General features: G+C 71.3%; 27 protein-coding genes. 8 read left to right on the top strand and 19 right to left on the bottom strand.

Annotated features, from left to right (window positions below):
* Positions 1-15: 15 nt before the first annotated feature.
* Together qcrC and ctaE are read right to left on the bottom strand one after the other, a co-directional pair.
* Positions 16-831: a cytochrome bc1 complex diheme cytochrome c subunit gene (gene qcrC, locus JOD51_RS08440; protein ID WP_204607849.1), complete on the bottom strand. Its 816-nt coding sequence runs from the start codon at positions 829-831 to the stop codon at positions 16-18.
* Positions 832-851: 20 nt separating this feature from the next.
* Complete coding sequence (gene ctaE, locus JOD51_RS08435) at positions 852-1,490, bottom strand: aa3-type cytochrome oxidase subunit III (RefSeq protein ID WP_204607848.1); 639 nt, start codon at positions 1,488-1,490, stop codon at positions 852-854.
* Between the two features lie 70 nt (positions 1,491-1,560).
* On the opposite strand from ctaE, the gene trpD reads away from it, so the two are divergent.
* Entirely contained in the window at positions 1,561-2,637 is a 1,077-nt protein-coding gene (trpD, locus tag JOD51_RS08430) for an anthranilate phosphoribosyltransferase (RefSeq protein WP_204607847.1), read from the top strand.
* A 113-nt stretch (positions 2,638-2,750) separates the two neighbouring features.
* Here the strand turns inward: trpD and glpK are convergent, their stop codons facing one another.
* Positions 2,751-4,262: a glycerol kinase GlpK gene (gene glpK, locus JOD51_RS08425; protein WP_111073464.1), complete on the bottom strand. Its 1,512-nt coding sequence runs from the start codon at positions 4,260-4,262 to the stop codon at positions 2,751-2,753.
* A 216-nt stretch (positions 4,263-4,478) separates the two neighbouring features.
* Entirely contained in the window at positions 4,479-5,153 is a 675-nt protein-coding gene (locus JOD51_RS08420; RefSeq protein WP_239540348.1) for an MIP/aquaporin family protein, read from the bottom strand.
* A 416-nt stretch (positions 5,154-5,569) separates the two neighbouring features.
* On the opposite strand from JOD51_RS08420, the gene dhaK reads away from it, so the two are divergent.
* The 3 genes from dhaK (at position 5,570) to dhaM (ending at position 7,976) form a co-directional block, all read left to right on the top strand.
* On the top strand, positions 5,570-6,571 hold the full coding sequence (dhaK, locus tag JOD51_RS08415; RefSeq protein WP_204607845.1) for a dihydroxyacetone kinase subunit DhaK: 1,002 nt from the start codon (positions 5,570-5,572) through the stop codon (positions 6,569-6,571).
* Positions 6,572-6,633: 62 nt separating this feature from the next.
* Entirely contained in the window at positions 6,634-7,260 is a 627-nt protein-coding gene (gene dhaL / locus JOD51_RS08410; protein ID WP_204607844.1) for a dihydroxyacetone kinase subunit DhaL, read from the top strand.
* Positions 7,257-7,976 carry a dihydroxyacetone kinase phosphoryl donor subunit DhaM gene (gene dhaM / locus JOD51_RS08405; protein ID WP_204607843.1) on the top strand — a complete coding sequence of 240 codons (720 nt, stop codon included), beginning with the start codon at positions 7,257-7,259 and terminating at the stop codon, positions 7,974-7,976. Before dhaL ends, dhaM begins: the two co-directional genes overlap by 4 nt.
* An 83-nt stretch (positions 7,977-8,059) precedes the next feature.
* Here the strand turns inward: dhaM and JOD51_RS08400 are convergent, their stop codons facing one another.
* Positions 8,060-8,884, bottom strand: a complete 825-nt coding sequence (locus JOD51_RS08400) for a helix-turn-helix domain-containing protein (protein WP_204607842.1) — start codon at positions 8,882-8,884, stop codon at positions 8,060-8,062.
* 118 nt (positions 8,885-9,002) lie between these two features.
* Between JOD51_RS08400 and JOD51_RS08395 the strand changes: the two genes are divergently transcribed.
* The gene (locus tag JOD51_RS08395) at positions 9,003-9,683 is read left to right on the top strand and encodes an SDR family NAD(P)-dependent oxidoreductase (RefSeq protein WP_204607841.1); all 681 of its coding nucleotides are present in this window, start codon (positions 9,003-9,005) and stop codon (positions 9,681-9,683) included.
* A gap of 249 nt (positions 9,684-9,932) precedes the next feature.
* Here the strand turns inward: JOD51_RS08395 and JOD51_RS08390 are convergent, their stop codons facing one another.
* The 5 genes from JOD51_RS08390 to JOD51_RS08370 all read right to left on the bottom strand — a co-directional run bounded on the left by JOD51_RS08390 (position 9,933) and on the right by JOD51_RS08370 (position 13,416).
* Positions 9,933-10,811, bottom strand: coding sequence for a pentapeptide repeat-containing protein (locus tag JOD51_RS08390; protein ID WP_204607840.1), 879 nt, complete (start codon positions 10,809-10,811; stop codon positions 9,933-9,935).
* Positions 10,812-10,844: 33 nt separating this feature from the next.
* A complete protein-coding gene (locus tag JOD51_RS08385) occupies positions 10,845-11,261 on the bottom strand; it encodes a DoxX family protein (protein ID WP_204607839.1) in 417 nt (138 codons plus the stop codon).
* A 54-nt stretch (positions 11,262-11,315) separates the two neighbouring features.
* Complete coding sequence (locus JOD51_RS08380) at positions 11,316-11,750, bottom strand: hypothetical protein (RefSeq protein WP_204607838.1); 435 nt, start codon at positions 11,748-11,750, stop codon at positions 11,316-11,318.
* 104 nt (positions 11,751-11,854) lie between these two features.
* Complete coding sequence (locus tag JOD51_RS08375; protein WP_204607837.1) at positions 11,855-12,838, bottom strand: CU044_5270 family protein; 984 nt, start codon at positions 12,836-12,838, stop codon at positions 11,855-11,857.
* The gene (locus tag JOD51_RS08370) at positions 12,835-13,416 is read right to left on the bottom strand and encodes an RNA polymerase sigma factor (protein WP_204607836.1); all 582 of its coding nucleotides are present in this window, start codon (positions 13,414-13,416) and stop codon (positions 12,835-12,837) included. The genes JOD51_RS08375 and JOD51_RS08370 overlap by 4 nt, the downstream gene beginning before the upstream one ends.
* A gap of 388 nt (positions 13,417-13,804) precedes the next feature.
* Here JOD51_RS08370 and JOD51_RS08365 point away from each other — a divergent pair, with 388 nt between their 5' ends.
* The gene (locus JOD51_RS08365) at positions 13,805-14,260 is read left to right on the top strand and encodes an arsenate reductase ArsC (RefSeq protein ID WP_204607835.1); all 456 of its coding nucleotides are present in this window, start codon (positions 13,805-13,807) and stop codon (positions 14,258-14,260) included.
* A 44-nt stretch (positions 14,261-14,304) separates the two neighbouring features.
* Here the strand turns inward: JOD51_RS08365 and JOD51_RS08360 are convergent, their stop codons facing one another.
* From JOD51_RS08360 to JOD51_RS08350, 3 genes are all read right to left on the bottom strand, one after another.
* Positions 14,305-14,466 carry a hypothetical protein gene (locus JOD51_RS08360; protein ID WP_204607834.1) on the bottom strand — a complete coding sequence of 54 codons (162 nt, stop codon included), beginning with the start codon at positions 14,464-14,466 and terminating at the stop codon, positions 14,305-14,307.
* A gap of 103 nt (positions 14,467-14,569) precedes the next feature.
* Complete coding sequence (locus tag JOD51_RS08355; RefSeq protein WP_204607833.1) at positions 14,570-15,022, bottom strand: NUDIX hydrolase; 453 nt, start codon at positions 15,020-15,022, stop codon at positions 14,570-14,572.
* A 5-nt stretch (positions 15,023-15,027) separates the two neighbouring features.
* The gene (locus JOD51_RS08350; RefSeq protein WP_204607832.1) at positions 15,028-15,789 is read right to left on the bottom strand and encodes an SDR family oxidoreductase; all 762 of its coding nucleotides are present in this window, start codon (positions 15,787-15,789) and stop codon (positions 15,028-15,030) included.
* A gap of 241 nt (positions 15,790-16,030) precedes the next feature.
* On the opposite strand from JOD51_RS08350, the gene JOD51_RS08345 reads away from it, so the two are divergent.
* Both JOD51_RS08345 and JOD51_RS08340 read left to right on the top strand, forming a co-directional pair.
* Positions 16,031-16,504, top strand: coding sequence for an NfeD family protein (locus JOD51_RS08345; protein ID WP_259556792.1), 474 nt, complete (start codon positions 16,031-16,033; stop codon positions 16,502-16,504).
* Positions 16,501-17,664: an SPFH domain-containing protein gene (locus JOD51_RS08340; RefSeq protein ID WP_204607830.1), complete on the top strand. Its 1,164-nt coding sequence runs from the start codon at positions 16,501-16,503 to the stop codon at positions 17,662-17,664. The genes JOD51_RS08345 and JOD51_RS08340 overlap by 4 nt, the downstream gene beginning before the upstream one ends.
* A 75-nt stretch (positions 17,665-17,739) precedes the next feature.
* On the opposite strand, the gene JOD51_RS08335 is transcribed toward JOD51_RS08340, so the two are convergent.
* The 6 genes from JOD51_RS08335 to JOD51_RS08310 form a co-directional block, all read right to left on the bottom strand.
* Positions 17,740-18,090 carry an RNA polymerase-binding protein RbpA gene (locus tag JOD51_RS08335; RefSeq protein WP_204607829.1) on the bottom strand — a complete coding sequence of 117 codons (351 nt, stop codon included), beginning with the start codon at positions 18,088-18,090 and terminating at the stop codon, positions 17,740-17,742.
* A 121-nt stretch (positions 18,091-18,211) separates the two neighbouring features.
* The gene (gene lnt / locus JOD51_RS08330) at positions 18,212-19,741 is read right to left on the bottom strand and encodes an apolipoprotein N-acyltransferase (RefSeq protein ID WP_204607828.1); all 1,530 of its coding nucleotides are present in this window, start codon (positions 19,739-19,741) and stop codon (positions 18,212-18,214) included.
* A gap of 77 nt (positions 19,742-19,818) precedes the next feature.
* Complete coding sequence (locus tag JOD51_RS08325) at positions 19,819-22,254, bottom strand: DEAD/DEAH box helicase (protein WP_204607827.1); 2,436 nt, start codon at positions 22,252-22,254, stop codon at positions 19,819-19,821.
* The gene (gene tatC / locus JOD51_RS08320; RefSeq protein WP_204611016.1) at positions 22,251-23,003 is read right to left on the bottom strand and encodes a twin-arginine translocase subunit TatC; all 753 of its coding nucleotides are present in this window, start codon (positions 23,001-23,003) and stop codon (positions 22,251-22,253) included. The genes JOD51_RS08325 and tatC overlap by 4 nt, the downstream gene beginning before the upstream one ends.
* Before the next feature lie 94 nt (positions 23,004-23,097).
* The gene (locus tag JOD51_RS08315) at positions 23,098-24,069 is read right to left on the bottom strand and encodes a helix-turn-helix transcriptional regulator (RefSeq protein ID WP_204607826.1); all 972 of its coding nucleotides are present in this window, start codon (positions 24,067-24,069) and stop codon (positions 23,098-23,100) included.
* Entirely contained in the window at positions 24,062-25,144 is a 1,083-nt protein-coding gene (locus tag JOD51_RS08310) for a helix-turn-helix transcriptional regulator (protein WP_204607825.1), read from the bottom strand. The genes JOD51_RS08315 and JOD51_RS08310 overlap by 8 nt, the downstream gene beginning before the upstream one ends.
* Positions 25,145-25,168 lie beyond the last annotated feature (24 nt).

Genomic DNA, 25,168 nt, shown 5'->3' with positions numbered 1-25,168 from the left:
GTGCGACACGGACGATCAGTTGGTCTTCGCGGTCAGCCAGACGGTCATCGCGACGACCGCTCCGAGACCGAAGATCCAGATGAACAGACCCTCGGCGACCGGGCCGAGGTCACCCAGGCCGAAGCCACCGGGTGACTTGTTGTCCTGCACGTACTTGAGGTACGTGATGACGTCGGCCTTCTGGTCGGGGGTCAGGTTCAGGTCGTTGAAGACCGGCATGTTCTGCGGGCCGGTGAGCATGGCCTCGTAGATGTGCTTGCCGGAGACGTCGCGCAGGTTCGGCGCGTACTTGCCCTCGGTCAGTGCGCCACCGGCGCCGGCGACGTTGTGGCACATCGCGCAGTTGATGCGGAAGAGCTCGGCGCCTTCGGCTGCGTCACCCTCGGCACCGTCGGTGAGCTTCGACGAGGGGATCGACGGGCCGGGGCCGAGCGAGGCGACGTAGGAGGCCATCGCGTCGACTTGCTGGTCCGTGAACTGCGCGGGCTTCTCTTCACCCTGGGGACCCTGGGCGGCGAGCGGCATGCGGCCGGTGCCGACCTGGAAGTCGACCGAGGCGGCGCCGACACCGATGAGGGACGGGCCCTCGCTGGTCCCCTGGGCCGACAGTCCGTGGCAGGTGGCGCAGTTCGACGCGAAGAGCTTCTGGCCCTCGTTGACCTGCGACTGGCTGGATGCGGCCAGGGTCGTGTTGGTGCTGTCGTCGGCGTTGGCCGAGGTGCTGAACAGTGCGTAGGCACCACCCGTCGTCATGAGGGCGACGGCGAGGAGGGACACGGTCGCCAGGGGGGAGCGACGGCCCTTCTTGTTCTTCTTCGATGTGTTGAACATGCTGTGGGGGTGCCTGATTCTCACTTGAGGAGGTAGATGACGGCGAAGAGACCGATCCACACGACGTCGACGAAGTGCCAGTAGTAGGACACGACGATCGCCGTGGTGGCTTCCTTGTGGCCGAAGTTCTTCGCGGCGAACCCACGCCCGAGCGTGAGGAGGAAGGCGATGAGACCGCCGGTCACGTGCAGACCGTGGAAGCCGGTGGTCATGTAGAACGCGGAGCCGTAGGCGCTCGAGGAGAGCGTCATGCCCTCGTGCCAGAGGTTGGCGTACTCGAAGATCTGCCCACAGACGAAGATCGCGCCCATGCAGTAGGTGACGAAGAACCACTCCGTCATGCCCCAGTCCCGGGGGTTCCAGCTGGTGCGGTGCACCTGGAACCGCTCGGCGGCGAAGACCGCGAACTGGCAGGCGAAGCTCGACAGCACCAGGACGATGGTGTTCACCGACGCGAACGGCACCTCGAGCTTGGCGCTCTCGGTTGCCCAGAGCTCGGGGGAGGTGCTTCGCAGCGTGAAGTAGATCGCGAACAGGCCGGCGAAGAACATGACCTCGCTGCCCAGCCACACGATCGTCCCCACGGCAACGGGGTTCGGCCTGTTCAGGACCGGACCGCTGACGGATCTGGAGAGAGGGGTGCTTGTCACGTCTTCCATTATGGCGGAAACCCCCGACAGTGTTTTCGCAGGCAACTGGCGGGTCCTCCAGAATCAGTACGATCGAGCCATGTCTGACGCACTCTCCTGGCCGGCCGTGATCAGCGCGCTCATGGCGCGCGAGGACCTCTCGATCAGGCAGTCCACATGGGCCATGGAGCAGATCGTGCAGGGGAAGGCCACCTCCGCACAGATCGCCGCCTTCGCCGTGGCCCTCCGCGCGAAAGGCGAGACCGTCGACGAGGTGGTCGGGTTCCGCGACGCGATCCTCGACGCCGCGGTCCCGCTCGACGTCGACCCGATGGCCCTCGACATCGTCGGCACCGGTGGTGACGTGGTCGGCACGGTCAACGTCTCGACCATGGCCGCGATCGTCATCGCCGCCGCGGGCGTCCCCGTCGTCAAGCACGGCAACCGCGCGAGCTCCTCGAAGTCCGGCTCCAGCGACGTGCTGGCCGCGCTCGGCCTCGACCTCACGATGGACGCCGCGCGTGTCGCCGAGACGTTCCGGCGTGTCGGTCTGACCTTCGCGTTCGCCAGCGCGTTCCACCCCGGATTCGCCCACGCAGCCCCGGTCCGGCGCGAGATCGGCGTCCCCACGGTGTTCAACTTCCTCGGCCCGCTGGTGAACCCGGCACGGTGCGAGGCGAACGCGGTCGGCGTGGCGCAGCTCGAACTCGTGCCGATCATCACGGGCGTGTTCCAGACCCGTGGGGCGACCGCGCTCGTGTTCCGCGGCGACGACGGGCTCGACGAACTCACCACGACCGGCCACAGCCACATCTGGGAGGTGTCCGGCGGGCGCATCACCGAGCACGACCTCGACCCGCGCGACCTCGGCATCGCCCGTGCCCGGACCGAGGACCTGCTCGGCGGCGAGCCAGCGGAGAACGCCGCGATCGTCCGCCGGGTCCTGGCGGGGGAGACCGGCCCGGTGCGCGACATCGTCCTGCTCAACGCCGCGGCCGGCCTGGTGTCCTTCCGGCTCGCGCAGGACCCGACCGAGGCCGACCGTCCGATCCTGCAGCGGTTCCGCGAGCAGCTCGTCGTCGCGTCGGACTCGATCGATTCCGGGGCGGCCATGCGCAAACTGGACGAGTGGGTCGGCGTGCCGCCGGCCTCCACCCCGTCCGCCGTCCCGGCCTGAGCCTCGGCGTCCGCTCCGGACGTTCCCACCACGCGACGACGGGAGGCCCGTACCGGTTCCGCAGAACCGGTACGGGCCTCCCGTCTGTCGCGTGGTCGGTCAGGCGACCTGGGTCAGCGGACGTCCTCGTCGACCCAGTCGAAGGTCTTCGTGACGGCCTTCTTCCAGAGGCGCAGCGTGCGCTCGCGCTCCTCGGCGTCCATGGACGGCGTCCACCGCTTGTCCTCCTGCCAGTTGGCGCGGAGCTCGTCGAGGTTCGCCCAGAACCCGACGGCCAGGCCGGCGGCGTAGGCGGCGCCGAGGGCCGTCGTCTCGGCGACGACCGGGCGGACCACGGGGACGTCGAGGATGTCGGCCTGGAACTGCATGAGCGCGTCGTTGGCGGTCATGCCGCCGTCGACCTTGAGCTCGGTGAGCTCGACGCCGGAGTCCGCGTTGACGGCGTCCAGGACCTCACGGGTCTGGAGGGCCGTCGCCTCGAGGGCGGCACGCGCGATGTGGCCCTTGTTGACGTAGCGGGTGAGGCCGACGAGCGCGCCACGGGCGTCCGGACGCCAGTAGGGGGCGAAGAGGCCCGAGAAGGCGGGGACGAAGTAGACGCCACCGTTGTCCTCGACCGACTTGGCGAGGGTCTCGACCTCGGGCGCGCTGCCGATGATGCCGAGGTTGTCGCGGAGCCACTGGATGAGCGACCCGGTGACGGCGATCGACCCCTCGAGTGCGTAGTGCGTCTCCTGGTCGCCGAGCTTGTAGCCGACGGTGGTGAGCAGCCCGTTCTCCGAGCGGACGATGTCGGTGCCCGTGTTGAAGATGAGGAAGTTACCGGTGCCGTAGGTGTTCTTCGACTCGCCCTGGTCGAAGGCCGCCTGGCCGAACGTCGCTGCCTGCTGGTCGCCCAGGATGCCGGCGATCGGGACCTCGCGGAGGAGGCTCGAGGACTCGACGTGGCCGTAGACCTCGGAGGAGCTGACGATCTCGGGGAGCATCGACTTCGGCACCCCGAAGTCGGCCAGGATGTCGTCGCGCCACTGCAGCGTCTCGAGGTCCATGAACAGGGTGCGCGAGGCGTTGGTGACGTCGGTCTTGTGGACGCCGCCGTCGGTGCCACCGGTCAGGTTCCAGAGGACCCAGGTGTCGGTGGTGCCGAAGAGCAGGTCGCCCGCCTCGGCCTTCTCACGGGCACCCTCGACGTTCTCGAGGATCCACATGATCTTGGTGCCGGCGAAGTACGTCGCCAGGGGCAGGCCCACGATGGCCTTGTAGCGGTCGGTGTCGCCGTCGGCGAGCTTGTCGACGAGCGCCTGGGTGCGGGTGTCCTGCCAGACGATGGCGTTGTAGACGGCCTTGCCGGTGGTGCGGTCCCAGACGACGGCGGTCTCGCGCTGGTTCGTGATGCCGACGGCGGCGACGTCGTGACGGGTGATGTCGGCGCGGGAGAGTGCCTGGCCGATGACCTCACGGGTGTTGTCCCAGATCTCCGCGGGGTCGTGCTCGACCCAACCGGCGCGCGGGAAGATCTGCTCGTGTTCCTTCTGACCGACGGAGACGATCGACCCGGAGTGGTCGAAGACGATCGCTCGCGTGCTGGTCGTGCCCTGGTCGATGGCGACGATGTAGTCGGCCATTGGTGCTCCTTACGACGGTGTTCGGTGCTGCGACCGGGACGGGTCGACCCGGTCGCTCAGGTGGTTCGGGTGGTGCGGTGTTCGGGTGGTGCGGTGCGCGCCTGGACGCGCTGGGTGGGACGCGGCCGCCACGTGGGAGGTGCAGTGCGGCGGCCGCGCGGGCGGTGCTGGTCGTGCGTGGTGCTGGTGCTGGTGCTGGTGCTGGTGCTGCGCGGCCTACGCCAGCGGGAGCAGCGGGCCGGAGAGCAGCGCGGCGAGCGCACCACCGACGAGCGGGCCGACGACCGGGACCCAGGCGTAGGACCAGTCGCTGGTGCCCTTGCCCTTGATCGGCAGGAAGGCGTGCGCGATGCGCGGGCCGAGGTCACGGGCCGGGTTGATCGCGTAGCCGGTCGGGCCACCGAGCGAGACACCGATCGCGATCACCAGGAAGGCGACCGGGATGGCACCGAGCTCGGACGGGGTCTTGCCGTTCGTGAAGGCGAGGACCACGAACACGAGGACGAACGTGCCGATGATCTCGGTGACCAGGTTCCACGCGTAGTTGCGGATCGCGGGCCCGGTCGAGAAGACGCCGAGCTTGGCGGCCGGGTCGGGCTCCTCGTCGAAGTGCTGCTTGTAGGCGAGCCAGACGATGACGGCACCGATGATCGCGCCGATGAGCTGCGCGAGCCAGAAGAGGAACATCTCGCCGACGGTGATCTTGCCGAGGATGGCCTGCGCGATGGTCACGGCCGGGTTCAGCTGGCCGCCGGACTTGTACGAGACGGTGACGCCGGCGAAGACCGCGAAGCCCCAACCGATGGTGACCATGAGGAAGCCTGCGCCGAAGCCCTTGGACTTCGTGAGCGAGACGGCGGCGACCACGCCGCCACCCAGGATGATGAGCATCGCCGTGCCGACGAGCTCAGACAGGAATTTGACGCCGATGTCGTCCACCGGTACCTCCGATTTGCTGTGGTCGGGGACCCGGCTGAGCACCGGCACTCCCCGTCGAGTGATTGAGCCCGAGCATAGTGCTGGGGATTTCCGGTGGGTGCTGGTCACGAACCGCAATCGCGCGAAAGTGAACGGACGTGCACCGGTCGTGGATGCGCGAGGACGCGGGGGCCGGGCCGAGCCACCCGGCCGTTGCACGAACGTGCAGAACGGTGGCACAGGCACCCGGAGCTGCCCTGGCGCGGACGGGTCCCGGCGGTACAGTGAGCCGACTCCGGACGACGTCGGCGGTGTGCAGACGGTGGACCGGTGCCGGACAACGGTGTCGTACCCGCGTCACCCCCACGTCGCTCTGCCGGAGGCGCAGCATGAAGAAGCTCATCAACGACCCGCACGACGTCGTCATCGAGACCGTCCGGGGGTTCGCCCTCGCCCATGCCGACCACGTGGTGCTCGTCGAGGACCCCGTGCACCTGCACCGCCGAGACGCCCCCGTCCGCGGCAAGGTCGGCATCGTCAGCGGTGGCGGCAGCGGACACGAGCCCCTGCACGCCGGCTTCGTCGGGTTCGGCATGCTCGACGCCGCGGTCCCCGGCCCGGTGTTCACCAGCCCGACACCCGACCCGATCGTCGCCGCCACGAAGGCCGTCGACGGGGGAGCCGGTGTCCTGCACATCGTGAAGAACTACACCGGCGACGTCCTGAACTTCGAGACCGCCGCCGAGCTCGCCGCGATGGACGACGTCCGGGTCGAGAGCGTCGTGGTGGACGACGACGTCGCCGTGCAGGACTCGCTCTTCACCGCCGGCCGTCGTGGTGTCGCCGGCACCGTCGTCGTCGAGAAGTGCGCGGGCGCCGCCGCCGAGCGGGGCGACGACCTGGACGCCGTCGCGGCCGTGGCCCGGCACGTGAACGACGTGACCCGGTCCATGGGACTCGCGCTGGCCTCCGGCACCGTGCCGCACGCCGGGGAGCCCTCGTTCACGCTGGCCGACGATGAGGTCGAGCTCGGCATCGGCATCCACGGCGAGCCGGGCCGTGAGCGGATCCCGATGGCACCGGCCGACGAACTGGTCGACCGCGTGCTCGAGCCGATCCTGACCGACCTGCAGGCACCCGCCGGCTCGCAGCTGCTCCTGCTCGTCAACGGCATGGGCGGCACGCCGCAGTCTGAGCTCTACATCGCCTACCGACGCGCCGCCGAGGTCCTGTCGGATCGCGGCCACACGGTCGCGCGTAGCCTGGTCGGCAACTACGTCACCTCCCTCGAGATGCAGGGGTTCTCGCTCACCGTCACGGTGCTCGACGAGGACCTCACGGCACTCTGGGACGCGCCGGTGGAGACGCCGTCGCTCCGCTGGGGACGCTGACACCGCACGACGACTCCGCTCACGACGCCGACCCACCGGTCGGCCGCACGAAGGGACACACCTTGTCGCTCGACACCGCCTGGGCCATCGACTGGGTCCGCCGGACCGCCGCCACCATCGACGAGCACCGGGCGGAGCTGATCACGCTGGACCGTGAGATCGGCGACGGCGACCACGGTGAGAACCTCGACCGCGGGTTCCGGGCGGTGCTCGTCGCGCTCGACGACGCGGACCTCGAGTCCCCGGGTGCGGTGTTCAAGCTCGTCGCGACGAAGCTCATCTCCACCGTGGGCGGTGCGGCCGGCCCGCTCTTCGGCACCGCGTACCTCAAGGCGGCCCAGGCCGCGGGTGACGCCACCGAGCTCGACGCCGACACGCTGGTCGCGGTCCTCACCGCGGCGCGCGACGGAGTCGTGTCGCGTGGCAAGGCCGAGGTCGGCGACAAGACGATGATCGACGCATGGACTCCGGCCGTCGACGCGGCAGCAGCGGCCGCCGCCGCGGGGGAGACCCCGGAGCGCGTGCTCGCCGCCGCCGCCGACGCCGCCGCCACCGGTGCGGAGTCGACCGACGCGCTCGTCGCCCGCAAGGGTCGTGCGAGCTACCTCGGCGACCGCGCCGTCGGGCACCGCGACCCGGGCGCACAGTCGAGCGCCTACGTCCTGCGCGCGGCCGTGGACGCGGCATGAGCGTCGGCATCCTGGTCGTCTCGCACAGCGCCGCCGTCGCCCAGGGCACGGTCGACATCGCCCGGCAGATGGCCGGCGACGTGCAGCTCGTCGCAGCGGGCGGCACCGACGAGGGCGGCATCGGCACGTCCTTCGCGGCGATCACCGCCGGCATCGAGGAGCTGGCCGCCGCAGACGGCATCGTCGTGCTCTGCGACCTCGGATCCGCCTACCTGACGACGGACACCGCGCTCGACTTCCTGGACGACGAGCTCCGTGCCCGCGTGCACGTCTCGGACGCGCCGGTGGTCGAGGGCACGGTCGCCGCGGCGGTCGCCGCCCAGACCGGCGGTGACGTCGACGCGGTCCTCGCTGCGGCCGCGAGCGCTGCCGGTGCCGGGACCGACACCGGTCCCGACGACGCGACCACGGGCCTCCCGGGAGGCGCGACCGACGTCACCGACGCCGCTGCGGCCGACGGGACCCACGCCTCCGCCACCGTCGAGCTGGTCAACGCGTCCGGCCTGCACGCACGTCCCGCCGCGGAGTTCGTGAAGACCGCCGCGAAGCACGACGCGTCGGTGCGGGTCAACGGGGTCGACGCGAAGAGCCTGCTGGCGATCATGGCCCTCGCGCTGCCGCAGGGTGCGACCGTGACGATCGAGGCCTCCGGCCCGGACGCCCGCGACGCGGTCGACGACCTGGCGGACCTGGTCCGTTCCGGCTTCGGCGAGTAGTCCTCCCGCAAGACGCAACGTGGGCGGTTCCTCGCGGCGGTACTCCGTTGCGCCGTGCCGCCCACGTTGCGTTTCGCGGAGGGTCAGACGCGCTGGAGGCCCGTGACGCGCAGCAGGTCGAGTCGCGACGCGTCCTCGCTGCCGGGCACCACCGTGTAGACGACGATGCGCAGGTCACTGCCGGGCACCGAGAGGGTGTCGCAGTCGACCTCGATCGAGCCGACCGGCGTCCGCAGGGTCTTCCGGCTGGTCCGGTGCTCGGCGATCCGGGCCTCGCCCCAGCGCCGCTCGAACTCCGGGCTCGTCGCCCGGAGGTCCCGCACGAGCTCGACGAGGTGCCGGTCGTCGGGGTAGCGGCCGAGGGCACTGCGGAGGTCCGCGGCCAGGTCGGACGCGAACGCCTCGGCGTGCTCGTCGTCGAACTCCACCCCGGCGTGGCCCTCGGTGAAGAACTGCCAGACGAGGTTCGCGGAGCGCCCCTGCCACCGGTCGCCGTCACCCGTCGCCGCGGCCCACAGCTCGTTGCGGTGCAGCAGGTCGTGACTGGCGGTGAACACGGCCAGCGGCACGTCGGTCAACCGGTCGATGATGCGCTGCACACCGGGCGTGATGTGCCGGGGGACGAGCCCGCGGGACGGGGGAGCGGCACCGGCGACGCGGAACAGGTGGTCCCGCTCCTGCTCGGTCAGACGGAGCGCGGTGGCCAGGGCGGCGAGCAGCTGCGGTGACGGGTTCGTCGCGCGGCCCTGCTCGAGCCGCACGACGTAGTCGACGCTGACCCCCGCGAGGGCCGCCAGCTCCTCACGCCGGAGGCCCGCGGTCCGTCGCCCGGCACCGGCGGGCAGGCCGACCTCGGCGGGACTGACCCGGTCACGCCAGGACCGCAGGACGTCCGCGAACTCGCTCATGGGCCCATCCTCGCGCGGATCTGCAACCGGAGGCTGGTACTCGCAGTCCCAGGGTCCGTCGGACAGCACGTCGAACGAGGCCTGGGGGAGTCCGGGCGGAGCGAGCACGATGGTCCCCATGACCACCACACTCATCACCGGGGCGAACCGCAGCCTGGGACTCGAGACCGCCCGCCGACTCATCGAGGCCGGCCACACCGTGTACGCCGGCGTCCGCAACCCGGACGACGCGGCCGAGGTGCGTGCCCTCGGCGCCACCGTCGTCCGGATCGACGTCACCGACCAGTCGAGCATCGACGAGGCGTTCGCGTCGATCCCCGCTCTCGACGTCCTCGTCAACAACGCCGGCGTGCTCGGCACCTCACACGGTGTCGACGACCTGACGGCGGACGCGATGGCATCCGTCCTCGATGCCAACGTCACCGGCATCGTCCGCGTCACGCAGGCCGCCCTGCCGCTGCTCCGCGCCTCCGGGAACCCCGTCATCGTGAACGTCGCCTCCGGCGTCGGTTGGCCGCGGTTCCTCAGCACCCCGGGACACGACGAGTTCCCCGTGCCGAGCATCCCGTACGCCGCGTCGAAGGCCGCCGTCATCACCCTCACCGTGCAGTACGCCAAGAACCTGCCCGGGTTCCGCGTGAACGTCAGCGACCCGGGCTACACCGCGACGGACTTCAACGGGCACTCCGGCCACCAGACGGTGACCGAGGGGACCGACGCCACAGTTGCGCTCGCGCTCCTCGGACCGGACGGGCCGACCGGGGAGTTCCACAACCGGCACGGGCGCGTCGACTACTGACGTCGCCGGCCGGCGGACGTCGCCGGCTGACGGACGGGAGGCCCGTGGCGGATCCGCCATGGGCCTCCCGTCCGTCAGCGGGTCGCGTCGGGTTCCGGTGCGTCGGGTTCCGGTGCGTCGGGTCGGGGTGCGTCGCGCTGCGTCGTCGACGCACCGAGTGGTCCTCCGGCCGTTTCGTCACGCGGCCGTGCCGTCGTCCGGCCGTGTCGTCGACGGGCTGCGGCGCGGTGCGGAGCGCGATCGTGCGGGTCAGCCCGCCCAGTGGGACGGCCGCTGGAAGCCGTCGTCGAGGCGGGTCCGTGCATCCCCTCGAGCCGCGTTCACCTGCATCTGTGTCAGGTAGACCGCGCCGCGGAGGTCGGCTCCGGAAAGGTCGGCGTCGCGGAGGTCGGCACCGATGCACTCGCACCGGCGGAGGTCGGCACCCATCAGGTCGGCATCGATGAGGAGCGCACCGCGGAGGCTCGCACCCTGCAGGTCCGCGCGCCGCAGGTCGGCTCCGAGCAGGTCCGCGCCGGGGCCGACGCGCAGGCGGCCGATGCGCCGGTCGTCGCCGCTGCCGTCATGAACGCTGCCGTCGCGGGCGCGGGCATCCCGGCTCGCGCCGAGCAGGAGCGGCCGGGCGGCGTCGTACTCCGCGTCCACGTCGGCAGCCAGCAGGGTGTCCGGATCGGCGTCGCTGAGGGCGCGCACCCGGTCGAACCGCTCCGTCAGCGGTGCGGCTGCGTGGGCGTCGTGGGCGTCGTGGGCGAGGGTGATCGCCTCGTCCAGGTAGCGGAGCAGCTCGTGCAGCCGGCGGACGACGGGGAAGACCGCGAACATCGCGTCGCGGGTCGCCGTGTCGTCACGCCAGGACCGGCCGGCGAAGGTGTGCCGGGACACCTTCTGCCCGGCGCCCGAGCAGTCGAAGACCGTGCAGCCGCGGAACCCCTCGGACCGCAGGCGTGGGTGGATCGTGCAGCCGTCGGTAGGGTCGAGGTTCGCGCACGGGTCGCCGGCGTCCTTGTCCACCGGGAAGTCCACCGAACGGGTGAACGCCAGTGCGACGCAGCACAGACCGAAGCAGTTGGCGCAGTCGGCCCCGAGGTCCTCGCGGCGGCCGAGGGTGACCCGGGTTCGTGTCGTCATCGCGGTCGAGGCTAGCCCACCGCGAGACGTGGCTCAGCGGCGCTTGCGGAGTGCGTTGGTGGCCCAGAGGGCGACGGCGATGAGCACCGGCTGGAACAGCAGACGGACGAAGCGCTTGGTGTCGGTGTCCAGCCCGAAACCGTCGCGGTGGTGCATCCACTGCGCGATGTTGCCCGGGAAGATCGCCGTGAAGAACACCGCGGCGACCCAGCCGACCGTCGCCTGGCGACGCACGAGCAGCATGAGTGCGGCGCCGAGGGAGATCTCGGCGATGCCGGAGGCCAGGACCGTCACGTCGGGGTCGAGCGGCACGAACTTCGGCACCTGGGCGCGGAACTCCTCACGGGCGACGGTGAGGTGGCTGATGCCGGCCCAGGTCATCGTCGCGCCGAGCAGGATGCGGACGACGGTGCGGGGGACGGAGGGTCGGGCGGAACGGCGACGGGACATCGGTTCGGGTGCCTTTCATTGGAGGGGAGCGGGAGGGGAAGGAGGTCGATCGGGTCAGCGGGCCCGGAGCACGCGACGTCGGCGGACGAGTTCGAACACGACGACGGTGCCGATCACGGCGAGGAGTCCGACGCGCAGACGGCCTCGGGTGGCGCGGACGGCAGCGCTCAGCCCGGCGACGGTCAGGCCGGCTGCAGCAGCGGTGGCGGTGGTCACCGTGCGGTCCTCGACGTCCGCACCGACGCGGACTGCACCGAGCGCGGTGGCCGCCCCGGCTGCGGCAGCGCCGACCAGTCCGGTGCGGGGGAGCAGCGTGCCGGACGCGACCTCGAGCAGCGGGACGAGGACCGCGTGCGGGACGCCGGGGGCGAAGCCGCGGTCGGCCATCCGGCCGGCGCGCTGGCGGAGCGGGTCGGCGACGAACGTCGCCGTGCCGTGCGCGGTGAGGGCGGTACCGACCGCGCGGGTGATCCTGCTGCGTGCAATCATGTTGCGCACAACCTAACACGTCGGGACGCGGAACGGCCGGGAGGCCCGTGGCGGGGTCGCCACGGGCCTCCCGGCCGGTTCACTGGTCGCGTTCCGGCGTGCCCTCAGGGGGCACTGTCGACCACCGTCGTCGTCACGGCGGTCGAGTCGAACACCGTGCCCTCGGGCAGCGTCGGGTTGCCGGCCCCGACGAGCGTGCGGGTGCCGATGAAGTCCCCGGACTGCGGGTCGATGACGATCTCCGAGTGCTCGCCCTGTCGCGCCGCCTCGTCACGGCCGATGCCGATGCCCGTGCGCCCGTCGAGGGTCACCGCGTCGTGGGTGATCGTCGTGCCCGGGATCTTCGCGAGTACCTGGTACATCGCGCTCCGGAGGTCGGCCGGGACCATCCCGGTGCCCAGGTCGTCGGTGATCAGGGTGGTCATCGCCTCCTCGTGGCTGGCCGAACCGGTCGCGTGGTCGGACACCCACCCGTAGAGCGCCGCCGGGTCGCGGGGCATCTCGGCGAGCTCGGCCGGGGTCCACGGCGTGCCGTAGAAGGCGCCGCCGGCCGCGTGCAGGGTCTCCACCGGGTACCCCTGCGGGTCACGGTTCCAGACCGACTCCGCCTCGGCCGCTTTCGCTGCCGGGAAGTACTGGGTCGGCTGTCCGGAGTCGCGGACGAGGGTCCACTGGGCCGACGGGTCAGCCGGCTGGTACACGGTGATCGAGTAGGGCACGAGCGCGGACATGTCCTCGGTGAAGAAGGCCTGGCTGGCCTCCTGCACCTCCACCTTGCGGAACTGGCCGGGGACGACGACGGGGTCGCTCGTCCGGACCGTGACGTCGGCGGCACGCTGGAGCACCTCGGCGGCGGTCGCGGCCTGCGGTCCCGAGCCCACGATCGGCACCGAGTCCGAGGCCCCGGTGACGTTCCCGACGACGAGCACGGTGGCCGTGACCGTCACGGCGGCGACGGTGCCCAGCGCGCCGAAGGTCCAGCGCGAACGGGTCCGGCGGCGGGCGACGGTCTGCTCCAGGACCGCTCGGCGGATCGGCGTGATGGCGGCGTCGAGGGCAGCACCCTCGGGCGGCGGCATGGTGATCATGAGATGTTCTCCATCCCCTGCGCTGCGCGGTTCGTCCGGAGCCGGGCGCGGGATCGTTGGATGCGCTTGCGCGCGTTGACGGGGGAGAGGCCGAGCACGGCGGCGGCCTCGTCGTAGGTCCGGTCCTGCAGGAGGCAGAGCTCGCAGAGTTCCCGGTCGGGGGAGTCGAGCGCGGCGATCTCGTTCTGCACCCACCGCAGCTGCTGTGCGGCCTCGTCGTGCTCGACCTGCCGGTACCACGCGTCCGATGCACCCGTGTGTTCGTCGATATCGTCGATGCGGTGCGACCGGCGTTGACGGTTCGTGTTCATCGCGATGTTCCGGGCGCTGGTGAGCAGCCAGGGGAGTGCGCTCGACCCGACGATCCGGATGTCCTTCCGACGGCGCCAGGCGACGAGGAACGTCTCCTGCACGATGTCGTCGACGTCCGACCGTTGATCGGCGAGCCCCCAGGCGTACCGGAACACCGCGCGGCTGTGTCGGTCGAGCATCTCGGTGTACGCCTCGGCGTCACCGCGCCCGATCGACGTGATGAGTTCTGTGTCCGGGATCTCGCCCGGCCCCCTCGGTCTGTTCACGACCACCTCCGATCATGAGGTGTCGTCGACCGCCCCCGTGTGACAGATCCGTTCTGCTGTCGTCGGCCCGATCGTGCCACAGCGACGACGAGGGGAGCGCGGGGCCCGTCGAGGTGGTGGATCACCACCTCTCGGATCCGTCCGAGCTGACATAATATGCATTATCGGCGCGCTGGTTTGGCTGGTGCCGACCGGGCCCACGAGCCGCCCGCCGGCCAGCACGAGATGCCTGCGCCCAACAGCAACCCGTCCGAACCGTGGCATCCCGTGGTTCGAGCGGGTTCCTGTTGTGCGGCGGCGGCCGGAACCACGGGAGGCCGAGCGGCGGCGGACGGAGCCTCGGCCCACACCACGGCCGGACGCCGGGCGCGTGCGGCACGATGGACGCATGACCGACGCACCGGATCCGCACGCGCCCGCCGACACAGCCGACACCGCCGCCACGCACGAGCGCCGGCCGTCCGTCCTCTTCGTCTGCGTGCACAACGCCGGCCGCTCGCAGATGGCAGCCGGGTTCCTCCGCGCGATCGCCGGTGACCGCGTCGACGTGTTCTCCGCCGGGTCCGAGCCCGCTGACCAGGTGAACCAGGTCGCGGTGGCCGCCATGCAGGAGGTCGGCATCGACATCGTGGGCCAGACCCCCGCGATCCTCACCACGGATGCCGTCCGGCACGCCGACGTCGTCGTGACGATGGGGTGCGGTGACGCCTGCCCGGTGTTCCCCGGCAAGCGCTACGAGGACTGGGAGCTCACCGACCCCGCGGGACTGCCGCTCGAGGCCGTGCGCCCGATCCGCGACGACGTCCGCGGACGCGTCGAACGCCTGGTGTCGACACTCGTCTGAGTGCCGTCACCAGGCGTCCGGCGTGGTGTGCGAGCGCGCTCGCGTCAGTTCGACGAGTCGTCGGACGTCGTCGGGACGTCCGAGCTGTCGATCTCGAGGGCTGCGTGCTCCCCGCCCTGCTCGCCGACGGTGGACTGCTCCGTGTCGGGCTGCTCGGGCGCTGCCTGCGTGGTCTCTTCTGCCGGATCCGGCTGGCTGTAGGTCATGGCCGGGACGCTACGCCCGCGGCGGGTCGCCGCTCGCAGGGACGCTGCCAGCCGTCGGACGGGAGGCCCGTGGCGGCCCGGCACCGTGCCTCCCGGCCCGTGGTCAGTCGCGGTGGCGACGCACCAGCTCCGGCAGTTCCGCCGGTTCGAAGGGCTCGTCGGTGGCGTCGAGCTCGTCGGCCGTCCACCAGCGGGAGGCGAGGATGTCGACCCGCTCGTCGTCGGTCCACCCGGCGTCGGACAGCGCGAAGCCGGGCGTCCGGACGACGTAGAACTCGGCGTGACCGCGGTCGTGGTCGGCCTGGTCCCAGTCGACGGCGAAGTCCCACGACCAGACCGGCTCGCCGGGTTCGTCGATGACGATGCCGGTCTCCTCGCGGAGCTCCCGGATCGCGGCGTCACGGTGCGACTCCCCCGGGTCGACACCGCCGCCGGGCGTGATCCAGCGGTGGGCACCGTCGGACGACGGGGCCTTCGTGTCCATCAGGAACACGCGGCCGTCGGGGTCGAGCAGCAGGATCCGGGAGGTCCGGCGCAGGCCGGGTGCGGCGGTCACGTCCGTCAGGCCGTGAAGGAGCTGACGTCGCCGACGAGCTTGGTGTGGTCGGCGGGGATCGGCTCGACGGCGGCGAGGGCGATCTCGGCCGCGAACTCGGAGACGCTGTAGAGCTTGCCGACGGCGTCCCGACGACCCTCGATCGCGCCGGGGTTCAGCCGGTTCAGCAGGGTCGCGGTGATGGTGCCCTCGATCATGTCGCCGGAGACGGTGACGAACTCGATGCCCGCCGCCTCGAGCTGGGGCAGGAGCTCGCGCAGTGCGAGTTCACCGGCGCGCTTGCTCTTCGCGACCGGGACGTACTCAGGCATGGTCTCGGCGGTCTCGACGAAGTGGGCCTGGTGGCTCGTGACGAAGACGACGCGCGAGCCCGACGGCATGTGCGGCACCGCGGTCTGCAGCATGTCGACCTGGGCGTCGCGGTTCAGGCGGAGCGCGTAGTCCTCGCCCATGCCGGACTCCATGCCGCCGGACGCGTTGAGGACGAGCAGGTCGATGCCGCCCCACTCGGCGACGACCGCGTCGACCATGGCCTGCACCGAGTCGTGGTCGGTGAGGTCGGCCTGCAGTGCCAGGGCCGCTCCCCCGGCGGCGACGACCTTCTCGACGATCTGCTCGGCGCGACGGGCCTTGTTGCGGTAGTTGACGACGACCTTCGCGCCGGCCTCGGCAAGGTACCCGACCGTGTCCGCACCGATGCCGCGGGAGGAGCCGGTGACGAGGGCGCGCGTGCCGTCGAGGGATCCGGGGGCGAGGGGGCTGCTCACAGTGCTGTCTCCTGTCATGGGGCGGCGCCGGTCCTGGTCGTCCCGGGCGGCATCGAGCCTAGCAAGCGCGCCCGCCCGCGGCGGGGCGGTGCCACGTGCCGGGCAGGACGGCCTGCCGCCTGCCGTGTCCCGCGCGCCGCCTGCCGTGTCCCGCTCAGTGGTCGCTGATACGTTGGACGCAACAGGACCGGACATCGCGATGCTGCGAAGGCCGTGCGCGGTGCAAGGGGAGGGAGATCGCGTGAACGTCTCGGATTGGACCCAGGTGATCGTGTGGATCGCCCTGGTGCTCGTGCTGGGGGTGGTCGAGGTCTTCACGCTCGACTTCATCTTCCTGATGCTCGCGGCCGGTGCCGCCGGCGGGCTGATCGCCGCGCTGATCGGCGCCCCGTGGTGGCTCAGCGCGATCATCGCAGCGGTGCTCGCTCTGCTGCTGCTCGCCGTCGTCCGTCCCCGGGTGCTGCAGGCGCTGAACCGCGGTGCCGACCCGCACCGCACCGGCGTCGAGGGACTGGTCGGCATGGCCGGCACGGTCGCCCTCGCGTTCACGCCGTCCGCCCCCGGCCAGGTCCGCCTGGCCAACGGTGAGACCTGGAGCGCCCGGTTCGCGCCCGGCGCCGTCGACCGCACGCCGCCGCTCGGCACGCGTGTCGTCGTCGAGTCCATCGAAGGTTCCACCGCCGTCGTCCGCATCGAACAGAAGGCAGCCCAATGACGCTCTCCACCGGGACGGTCGTGCTCATCGTCCTGATCGTGGTCATCGTGATCTTCGTGATCACGGTCCTCGCGAAGGCCATCCGGATCGTCCCCCAGGCCACGGCCGGTGTGGTCGAACGGCTCGGCAAGTACCACAAGACCCTCAACCCGGGGTTGAACCTGCTGGTGCCGTTCATCGACCGGCTCCGGCCGCTCATCGACATGCGTGAGCAGGTCGTCTCGTTCCCGCCCCAGCCCGTCATCACCGAGGACAACCTGGTCGTCTCGATCGACACGGTCGTCTACTTCCAGGTCACCGACGCCCGCGCGGCGACCTACGAGATCGCGAACTACCTCGGCGCCGTCGAGCAGCTCACGACGACCACGCTCCGCAACGTCGTCGGTGGTCTGAACCTCGAAGAGGCGCTGACCAGCCGCGACAACATCAACGGCCAGCTCCGTGTCGTCCTCGACGAGGCGACCGGCAAGTGGGGCATCCGCGTCGGCCGCGTCGAGCTCAAGGCCATCGAGCCGCCCGTGTCGATCGTCGACGCGATGGAGCAGCAGCTGCGCGCGGAGCGGAACCGTCGTGCGGCGATCCTGCAGGCCGAGGGCACGAAGCAGTCGCAGATCCTCGAGGCCGAGGGCCAGCGGCAGGCCGCGATCCTCGGTGCCGAGGGTGACGCGAAGGCCCAGGTCCTCCGGGCCGAGGGTGAGGCACAGGCCATCGCCACCGTCTTCGACGCCATCCACCAGGGCGACCCCGACGAGAAGCTGCTGTCCTACCAGTACCTGCAGATGCTCCCGAAGATCGCCGAGGGCAACTCGAACAAGCTCTGGATGATCCCGAGCGAGTTCACCGAGGCACTGTCCGGCATCGCGAAGGGCTTCAGCGCCCAGCGGACCGGGTCCGGTGGCTCGGCGGCCGGCGGCGCTGCGGGATCGGACTTCCTGTCCCGCATCTCGAAGCTCGCCGACGAGAGCCTCGCGAACACCCAGGCACGGGACGGTGCCGGACGCTCCGGCTCCCCCGCGGCCGACGCCTCGGTCGCGGACATCGTGCCGCCGTCGGAGCTCGACGACCGCCTGGCGCAGTCGGACCGCAGCATGGACGAGCGCATGTCCGCGGCGGACCGTGAGGCCGACGCAGCGTTCGGGACGGACCCGACGCGCGACTGAGCCGTCCTGCGCCGAACACGACGACGGCCCGCTCCCCTGCTGGGGAGCGGGCCGCTCTCGTCCGTACCGGTGTTGCTACGCGCCGCGACGGGCGCGGAGGACCTGCAGACGTTCCTCCAGCAGTTCCTCGAGCTCTTCGCGGGACCGCCGTTCGAGCAGCATGTCCCAGTGGGTACGCGGTGCCTTCACGTCCTCCGCAGCGATCTCGACGGGCTTGCCGTCCTCACCGAGGAGACGCCCTTCCCACCCGCTGCGTGGGTCCGACCACATCTGCGGGACCTCGGCGTCGGCGGAGAACACCACGTCGAAGGTCTCGCCCGATGCCGCCTGGTAGACGGCGCGCTTCCGCTCGGAGAGCTCGACACCGTCCTCGCTCTGGAGGCTCTGGCTCCCGAGCCGCATGCCTCGGAGACTCCGATCAGCCATGTCCGACTCCTCTCGCTCGTTCCCCCGGTCCAACCCACACCACCCGGGTTTCGTTCCGGTGGGGTTGCATTCACAGTCCCTTCCCAGTGCGCAGCGTCCGACGGGCGGGCTCCGAACGGGCTCAACTGCGGCGTCGACGCCCCGGAGCGCAGGCCAGCAGCACGAGCAGCCCACCGAGCGACAGCACCAGCGTGACGCCGCCGGAGGCCACCGTGGCGGGGGTCGTCGAGGTGCCGAGCGGGACGTCGGTCACCATCGAGGTCGCCGTGTACGCGGGCACCCGGTCGATGGTGCGTCCGTCCGGGTCGATGACCTGCGACGCGCCGACGGTCGAGACGTTGACGAGCGACCGGCCGGTCTCGACGGCCCGCATCCGCGCGATCTCGAGCTGCTGCAGGTTCTCATCGGTGCCGTCGAAGTCCGCGTTGTTCGTCTGCGCCAGGATCACCTGCGCTCCCCCGCGTGCCAGGTCGGCGGTCAGGCCGTCGTCGACGACGTCGAAGCAGATCATCACGCCCGCCCGGATGCCCGCGACCGGCAGGACGTTCGGCTTGGTCCCCGGCGTGTAGTCGCGCTGCAGCAGGCCGATCAGCGAGGGCGCGAGCTTCGAGTAGAGCCAGCGGTCCGGCACGTACTCGCCGAACGGCACCGGTCGCTTCTTGTCGTAGGAGGCCTGCCAGCCGTCCGCGCCCCAGACGAACGAGGTGTTGTGGAGCACGCCCGACGAGGTCTGCGTCACGGCGCCGGCGACGATCGGGGCGCCGACGCTCTGCACGACCGCGTCGAGGGCCCCGGCGATGACCGGCTGACGGCGCGGGTCGTACTCGGCGCTGGCCTCGGGCCAGACGACCAGGTCCACCCCGCGGGCGTCGACGTCGGTCGCGGCGACCTGGGACCGCAGCACGTCGCCGGGCTGCGCGCGGTCGAAGTACCCCGCCGGACCGTTGCCCTGCACCGACTCGATGCGGACGGTGCCGTGGACCGCGGTCGGCCAGGCCGGCACGGCGAGCACCGCGGACACCAGCAGTCCGGCGGTCGCGATGCGCATCGGCAGCCGGACGCCGGCGACCAACCCGAGCGAGACCACCACGGCGACGCAGTACACGACGACGAAGCTCAGCCCGAGCACACCGACGTACGCGACCAGGTGGGTGAAGGGTCCCTGCGACTGCGACAGGCCGACGCGCCCCCAGGCGAACCCGCCGTACGGCCAGCTGCCGGAGAACCACTCGCGTCCGGTCCACAGTGCGGCCACCACGGACGGGAGGCCCCACACCCGCCCGGCGGTCGAGGTCACCACACGCGGCACCCAGCGGTAGGCCAGGGCGATCGCGACCGTGCCGAGGGCGAAGAGCGCCGCCTCGAGGAGCGCCAGCGCGAACCACGGCACCGGTCCGAGGTACCGCCCGGCCCACGAGATCGCGGGCACCCAGAACACGGCACCGGCGAGCAGCCCGAGCCAGGACGCGCGACGGGCGCGCTGCCCCATCGCGGCCAGCAGCAGGCAGGCCACGGCCGGGTAGGCCAGGAACCACCAGCCGGGCGACGGGAACGACAGGGCGAAGAGCAGTCCGCCGATCACCGACAGCGGGATCGCCTGGCCGAGCGGGAGCGCGGCGAAGACGGACGCCGACGCCGGGACGTCCGGCACCGACGGCCCGTGCGCGCGCGGGACGGCCGCCCGTGTCGGGCGCACGGCTGTCCCGAGGACCGACACCGGGCCTCCCGTCAGACCGTCGCGTACGCGACGATGCCGCGCCGGACCGCGTCGGTGGCACGTCGGGCGACCTGCGCCAGGTCCGGGTCGCCGGCGTTCCGGATCTGGTCGAGGAGGTCGATGACCTGCTTCGACCAGCGGACGAAGTCGCCGGCGGCCAGGTCGAGCGAGCGCAGCACGTCGTCGAGCGGCGAGCCGGACGCCCAGCGGAACATGCCGAGTGCGATGGCCGGGGTCGGCGGCTCGGACCCGGCGAGCCGGGCGTCGCGCTCGACGTCGTCCAGGCGCGACCAGATCGTCAGCGTCTCGTCGAGCGCCGGACGGAAGGCCCCGCGCGGGACGGCGTGCTCGGTGCCCGGGGCGTCCTCACGACGCGGCTGGTAGACGATCGTGGCGGCCATGCCGGCGAGCTGTGCGGGCGTGAGCTCCTTCCAGACCCCGGCCTCCAGGCACTCGGCGACCAGCAGGTCCCGGTCGCCGTAGATGCGTTGCAGCCGGCGGCCACCGGCTGCCACCGTGACGTCGCCCTGCGCGTCCTGCACCAGGTAGCCGAGTGCCAGCAGCACGTCGGTCACACGGTCGAACGTCGTCGCGACCGCACCCGTCCGGGAGCGGATCTGCTGCACGAGCTTGTCGTTGGTGCGCTTGAGCTTGTACCAGCGCTCGGCCCAGCGGGCGTGTGCCTCGCGGTCCGGGCAGGCGTGGCAGGGGTGCCGCTGGAGCTGACGGCGGACCTCGCTGATCGCGGCCTGGCGCTCCTGCCGGGCACCGTGCGACGCCTCACGACCGCCGGGGACGTTCGTGCGCTCGAGGTCCGAGAGCTGCCGACGGAGCGCCGCGTACTCGGTGAAGTCGCCGAGGTGGCACTGCATGGCGTTCTGGTAGCCGTCGAGCGACTCCTGCTGCGAGCGGACCTTGCGCGCCAGGTCGACGACCGACCGGTCCGCCTGGAACTGCGCGAACGAGGTCTCGAGGACCTCGCGCGTCCGGTCCCGACCGAACTGCTCGATGAGGTTGACGGCCATGTTGTACGTCGGCTTGAACGACGAGTTGAGCGGGTACGTCCGACGGCTCGCGAGCGAGGCCACCGCCTGCGGCTCGAGTCCGTCCGTCCACTGCACGACCGAGTGGCCCTCGACGTCGATGCCACGGCGGCCGGCGCGACCGGTGAGCTGCGTGTACTCCCCCGGCGTGATCGGCACCCGGGCCTCGCCGTTGAACTTCTCGAGCTTCTCGAGCACGACCGTGCGCGCGGGCATGTTCACGCCGAGCGCCAGGGTCTCGGTGGCGAAGACGACCTTGACGAGCTTGCGCTGGAACAGGTCCTCGACCACCTCCTTGAAGGCGGGCAGCAGGCCGGCGTGGTGCGCGGCGACACCGCGCTCCAGGCCCTCGAGCCACTCCCAGTAGCCGAGCACGGCCAGGTCCTCGTCGAGGAGCGTCCGGCAGTGGTACTCGGCCGTCTCGCGGATCTCACGACGCTCGTCGGACGTCGTCAGGGAGAGCCCGGAGCGGACGACGTGGCGGACACCCTGGTCGCAGCCGTTGCGACTGAAGACGAAGAAGATCGCGGGCAGCAGCATCCGTTCGTCGAGCATCTTCGCGATCTGCTCACGGTGCGCCTTCTCGGTGCGCGGGCCCCGACGTTCCGGGAACCCACCACGACCGCGTCGGCCGCGCGGACCGCCGGACCCCCGGGAGGCGCTACCCACCAGACGGAGCAGCTCCGGGTTGACGCGGTTGGTCGCCGCCGCACCCGACGAGTCGAACAGGTCGACCATCTTGTTGCCGACGAGGACGTGCTGGTCGAGCGGCACCGGCCGGTCCTCCGACACGATGACGTCGGTGTCGCCCCGGACCGTCTGCAGCCAGTCGCCGAACTCCTCGGCGTTCGACACCGTGGCGGAGAGCGAGACCAGCCGGACCTCGGTCGGCAGGTGCAGGATGACCTCTTCCCACACGGCACCGCGGAACCGGTCCGCCAGGTAGTGCACCTCGTCGAGGACGACCCAGGCCAGGTCGTCGAGCAGGTCGGAGTCGGCGTAGATCATGTTCCGCAGCACCTCGGTCGTCATCACGACGACGCGGGCCCGCGGGTTGACGTTCGTGTCGCCGGTGAGCAGACCGACCTCGGTCTCACCGTAGGCCTGCACGAGCTCGGCGTACTTCTGGTTGCTCAGCGCCTTCATCGGCGTCGTGTAGAACACCTTCGCGGTCGGCTGTCGCATCGCCAGCCAGATCGCGAACTCGGCGATGATCGTCTTGCCGGCGCCGGTCGGCGCGGCCACCAGGACGCTCCGGCCCTGGTCGACGGAGTCGCACGCCGCCAGCTGGAACGGGTCGAGGTCGAAGCGCAGGTCGGTCCGGAACAGCTCGAGGTTGCGCGAGCGGGACCGGACCTTCGCGGCGGCGAACCGCTCGGCGGGGCTCAAGCTCGTCTCGGTCACAGGCCGTACTCCTCGTCGAGCTTCGCCTGGCGCTTCGCCGCACGGCGGTCGTGGATCCACGTGACCAGGCAGGCCGCGAAGTACAGCACGACCATCGGGATCGCCAGGATGAACATCGACAGGATGTCCGCCGACGGGGTCACCACGGCGGTGAAGATCAGGATGAGGACGATCGCCACCCGCCAGGAGCGGATGATCGCCGCGGCCGTCAGGACCCCGACGAAGTTCAGCAGCACCAGGAACACCGGCAGGACGAAGGCGATGCCGACCGCGACGATGAGCTTGATGACGAAGTCGTAGTACGCCTTCGCGTCGACGATCGAGGTGTCCTGCGCGGAGACGAAGCTGCCGAGGATCCCGACCACGTGCGGCAGGACGTACCAGCCGAACGCACACCCGGCGAAGAACAGCGGGATCGCAGTGCCGAGGAAGCCCCACACGTACTGCTTCTCACGGCGGACCAGGGCCGGGACGATGAAGGCCCAGATCTGGTAGAGCCACACCGGGCTGGCCAGGACGACGCCAATCGTGATCGCGATCTGCAGCCGGAGGTCGAACGCCCCGGTGATCATCGGGAAGTTCAGCTCGGCGGTGTGTCCGCCGACCCGGGCCAGCTGGGTGACCGGAGCACGGAGCGAGTCGAGCACGAAGGGCGTCAGGAACCAGCCGCCGACCGCACCGATCAGGACCGCGACGACGGCCTTGAACAGGCGGTTGCGCAGCTCGATCAGGTGCTGACCGAGTGACATGCGGCCTTCGGGCTCCTTGGGACGGCGCCCTTGCCGCTTCTCTCGCCCGCTCGCGGTCGTCGAAGCCATGGTGCGATCCTACGGCAGCGCTCCGTCAGTGGATGTCGAGCGCGGCCGCGGCGAAGTCGTGCACGGCCTGGCGGGCCGCCGGCGGGTCGAGCACCACGGCCCGGCCCGGCAACCCGGCGACCAGGCGGACGACCCCGTCGAACCCGGCCGACGCGGCGAGCCGGATGCGCACCCGGCCGCCCTCGTCCGGCGCGTCCGCGGTGTCGGCCAGGAAGTCGGCGACCAACGGCAGTGACGACCCGTCGAGCTCGACGGTGACGATGACGTCCTGGGCACTCTGCTGGAACAGCGTGTCCGGCAGCACGACGTCGTCGAGGGTCCGTTCCGCGGGCCGGTCGTCGACGCGGACGCCGGACATCCGGTCCAGGCGGAACGTCCGGACGGCGGCGCGGTCGAGGTCCCAGGCACGGAGGTACCAGTCGGCGTCGATCGACTCCACCCGGAGCGGATCGACCCGGCGGGTGCTGCCCTGGGTCCGCGGTCCGACGTACTCGAACTGCAGCCCGCGGCGGCCGGACATGGCCTGCCGGATCACGGTCAGGGTGGCATCGTGCAGGTCCTGCCCGACCGCGACGTTGCCGGATGCGCCCCCGGCGCCGCGGGACAGCTTCGCCATCAGGGCACGGATGGCGTCCTTGTCGGCCGCCTCGGGCAGCGCCGAGAGGTACTGCAGCCCGGCGATGAGCGCCGAGGCCTCGCGGGCCGACAGCCGCGGGGCGTCGTCGATCGCCACGAGGTTCGTCAGGACGATCATGTCGTTCTGGTCGAAGTCGTCCCAGGCGATGTCGAACAGGTCACCGTGCTGGTACTGCATGGTCTCGCCCGGGACGCCGGAGACCGCGATCAGCTCGACGGCTCGGCGGATACGGGCCTCCGGCACGCCGAAGTGCCGGGCGGCCTCGGACACCGAGACGCGCTCGCGGTCGATCAGGTACGGCACCAGGGCCAGCAGGAACGCGAGCTTGTCCTGTGCCTGCAAGGGTTGCGCGTCAGCCATGTGTCGCTCCGTCGTTCCCCGTGGTGTCGTGCACGGCACCGCGGTCCGCGGCGCCGGTGTGGTCCTCGACCAGCACCCGGAGGCGGTCGACCACGCGCTGCCGCAGGTCCTCGGGCTCGACGACCCGGAGCTCGGGCCCGAAGGCGGCCAGTTCCTCGGCCAGGATCTGCGGGTCGACGTGGTGGATCACCAGTTCGCCCTCGGTCGTCGAGGTCGTGTCCCGTCGCCGCGTGAGCCGTCGCTCGGCGTCGGAGCCCGGGACGACGTGCACGGTCGCGGTGCGCTCGGCCCAGACCCGGTCGAGTCCCGCCAATGCCCGGTCCCCCGCTTCCGGGGGCGCCGGGTGCTGTCCGACCTCGTACTGCGTCACCGGCCCGACGATCCGGGCGAGCAGGTAGTTCTTGTCGGAGTCGGTCGCGAACTCGTGCGCGGCGAGCATCCACCGACCGCCGTGCTGCACGAGCGCGAGCGGTGCGAGTTCGCGGACGCGGGCCTCGTGGTGCCCGGGCGTGATGTACGAGAACCGGACGGCGGCCGCCCGGTCGAGCGCCGAACGCAGCGGCTCGAAGGCGGCGTCACGGGTGCGCAGCCGCGGGGCGTACGCGCCGATGGCGGAGGCCCCGTCGCCGGCGTCGTGCTCCGACCCGTCGTCGTCGGACCCGGCGGAGCGGACCTTCAGCAGCCCGCGGCGGGAGTCGGCGGAGAGCGCGCCCTCACGCCAGGCCATCGCGGCGAGGGAGAGCAGCGCGGACTCGTCCGGGGTGAACCGGACGTCCAGGGGCAGGTCGTACTCGCCCTTCGGGATCCGGTAACGCAGCGTCTGGTTGTTGCCGGCCGCGCCCGGGGTCTCGATCGTCTCGAGCGGGATGCCGAGTTCGCGGACGTCGTCCTTGTCGCGCTCGAACTGTCGCTCGAGCGAGGCGTTGTCGCCGCCGGAGCTGTAGCGCTGCCGGTAGCCCTGGACGTTCGCCAGGATCTCGGACTTCGTCAGCCCGGACTCCGTCGACAGGAGCGCCAGGACCAGGCTGAACAGCCGTTCCTCAGCGGGCACACGGGGAGCACGAGTGGTGGGCACGTGCCGATCCTACGCAGCCTGGGG

It is taken from the genome of Curtobacterium herbarum, assembly GCF_016907335.1.
In the GTDB taxonomy this organism is placed as follows: domain Bacteria; phylum Actinomycetota; class Actinomycetes; order Actinomycetales; family Microbacteriaceae; genus Curtobacterium; species Curtobacterium herbarum.
The sequence above is the reverse complement of the archived record's forward strand: the minus strand, read 5'-3'. Positions and strand labels throughout refer to the sequence as shown.

What these genes read in the sequence shown, in the direction of transcription:
- JOD51_RS08375 (WP_204607837.1), bottom strand. Translation starts at nt 12,838, where the DNA reads ATGATCACCATGCCGCCGCCCGAGGGTGCTGCCCTCGACGCCGCCATC.
- JOD51_RS08335 (WP_204607829.1), bottom strand. Translation starts at nt 18,090, where the DNA reads ATGGCTGATCGGAGTCTCCGAGGCATGCGGCTCGGGAGCCAGAGCCTC.
- dhaM (WP_204607843.1), top strand. Translation starts at nt 7,257, where the DNA reads ATGAGCGTCGGCATCCTGGTCGTCTCGCACAGCGCCGCCGTCGCCCAG.
- JOD51_RS08385 (WP_204607839.1), bottom strand. Translation starts at nt 11,261, where the DNA reads ATGTCCCGTCGCCGTTCCGCCCGACCCTCCGTCCCCCGCACCGTCGTC.
- JOD51_RS08390 (WP_204607840.1), bottom strand. Translation starts at nt 10,811, where the DNA reads ATGACGACACGAACCCGGGTCACCCTCGGCCGCCGCGAGGACCTCGGG.
- JOD51_RS08365 (WP_204607835.1), top strand. Translation starts at nt 13,805, where the DNA reads ATGACCGACGCACCGGATCCGCACGCGCCCGCCGACACAGCCGACACC.
- dhaK (WP_204607845.1), top strand. Translation starts at nt 5,570, where the DNA reads ATGAAGAAGCTCATCAACGACCCGCACGACGTCGTCATCGAGACCGTC.
- trpD (WP_204607847.1), top strand. Translation starts at nt 1,561, where the DNA reads ATGTCTGACGCACTCTCCTGGCCGGCCGTGATCAGCGCGCTCATGGCG.
- tatC (WP_204611016.1), bottom strand. Translation starts at nt 23,003, where the DNA reads ATGTCACTCGGTCAGCACCTGATCGAGCTGCGCAACCGCCTGTTCAAG.
- JOD51_RS08400 (WP_204607842.1), bottom strand. Translation starts at nt 8,884, where the DNA reads ATGAGCGAGTTCGCGGACGTCCTGCGGTCCTGGCGTGACCGGGTCAGT.
- qcrC (WP_204607849.1), bottom strand. Translation starts at nt 831, where the DNA reads ATGTTCAACACATCGAAGAAGAACAAGAAGGGCCGTCGCTCCCCCCTG.
- JOD51_RS08360 (WP_204607834.1), bottom strand. Translation starts at nt 14,466, where the DNA reads ATGACCTACAGCCAGCCGGATCCGGCAGAAGAGACCACGCAGGCAGCG.
- JOD51_RS08420 (WP_239540348.1), bottom strand. Translation starts at nt 5,153, where the DNA reads ATGCTCATCATCCTGGGTGGCGGCGTGGTCGCCGCCGTCTCGCTCACG.
- JOD51_RS08315 (WP_204607826.1), bottom strand. Translation starts at nt 24,069, where the DNA reads ATGGCTGACGCGCAACCCTTGCAGGCACAGGACAAGCTCGCGTTCCTG.
- JOD51_RS08395 (WP_204607841.1), top strand. Translation starts at nt 9,003, where the DNA reads ATGACCACCACACTCATCACCGGGGCGAACCGCAGCCTGGGACTCGAG.
- glpK (WP_111073464.1), bottom strand. Translation starts at nt 4,262, where the DNA reads ATGGCCGACTACATCGTCGCCATCGACCAGGGCACGACCAGCACGCGA.
- JOD51_RS08340 (WP_204607830.1), top strand. Translation starts at nt 16,501, where the DNA reads ATGACGCTCTCCACCGGGACGGTCGTGCTCATCGTCCTGATCGTGGTC.
- ctaE (WP_204607848.1), bottom strand. Translation starts at nt 1,490, where the DNA reads ATGGAAGACGTGACAAGCACCCCTCTCTCCAGATCCGTCAGCGGTCCG.
- JOD51_RS08380 (WP_204607838.1), bottom strand. Translation starts at nt 11,750, where the DNA reads ATGATTGCACGCAGCAGGATCACCCGCGCGGTCGGTACCGCCCTCACC.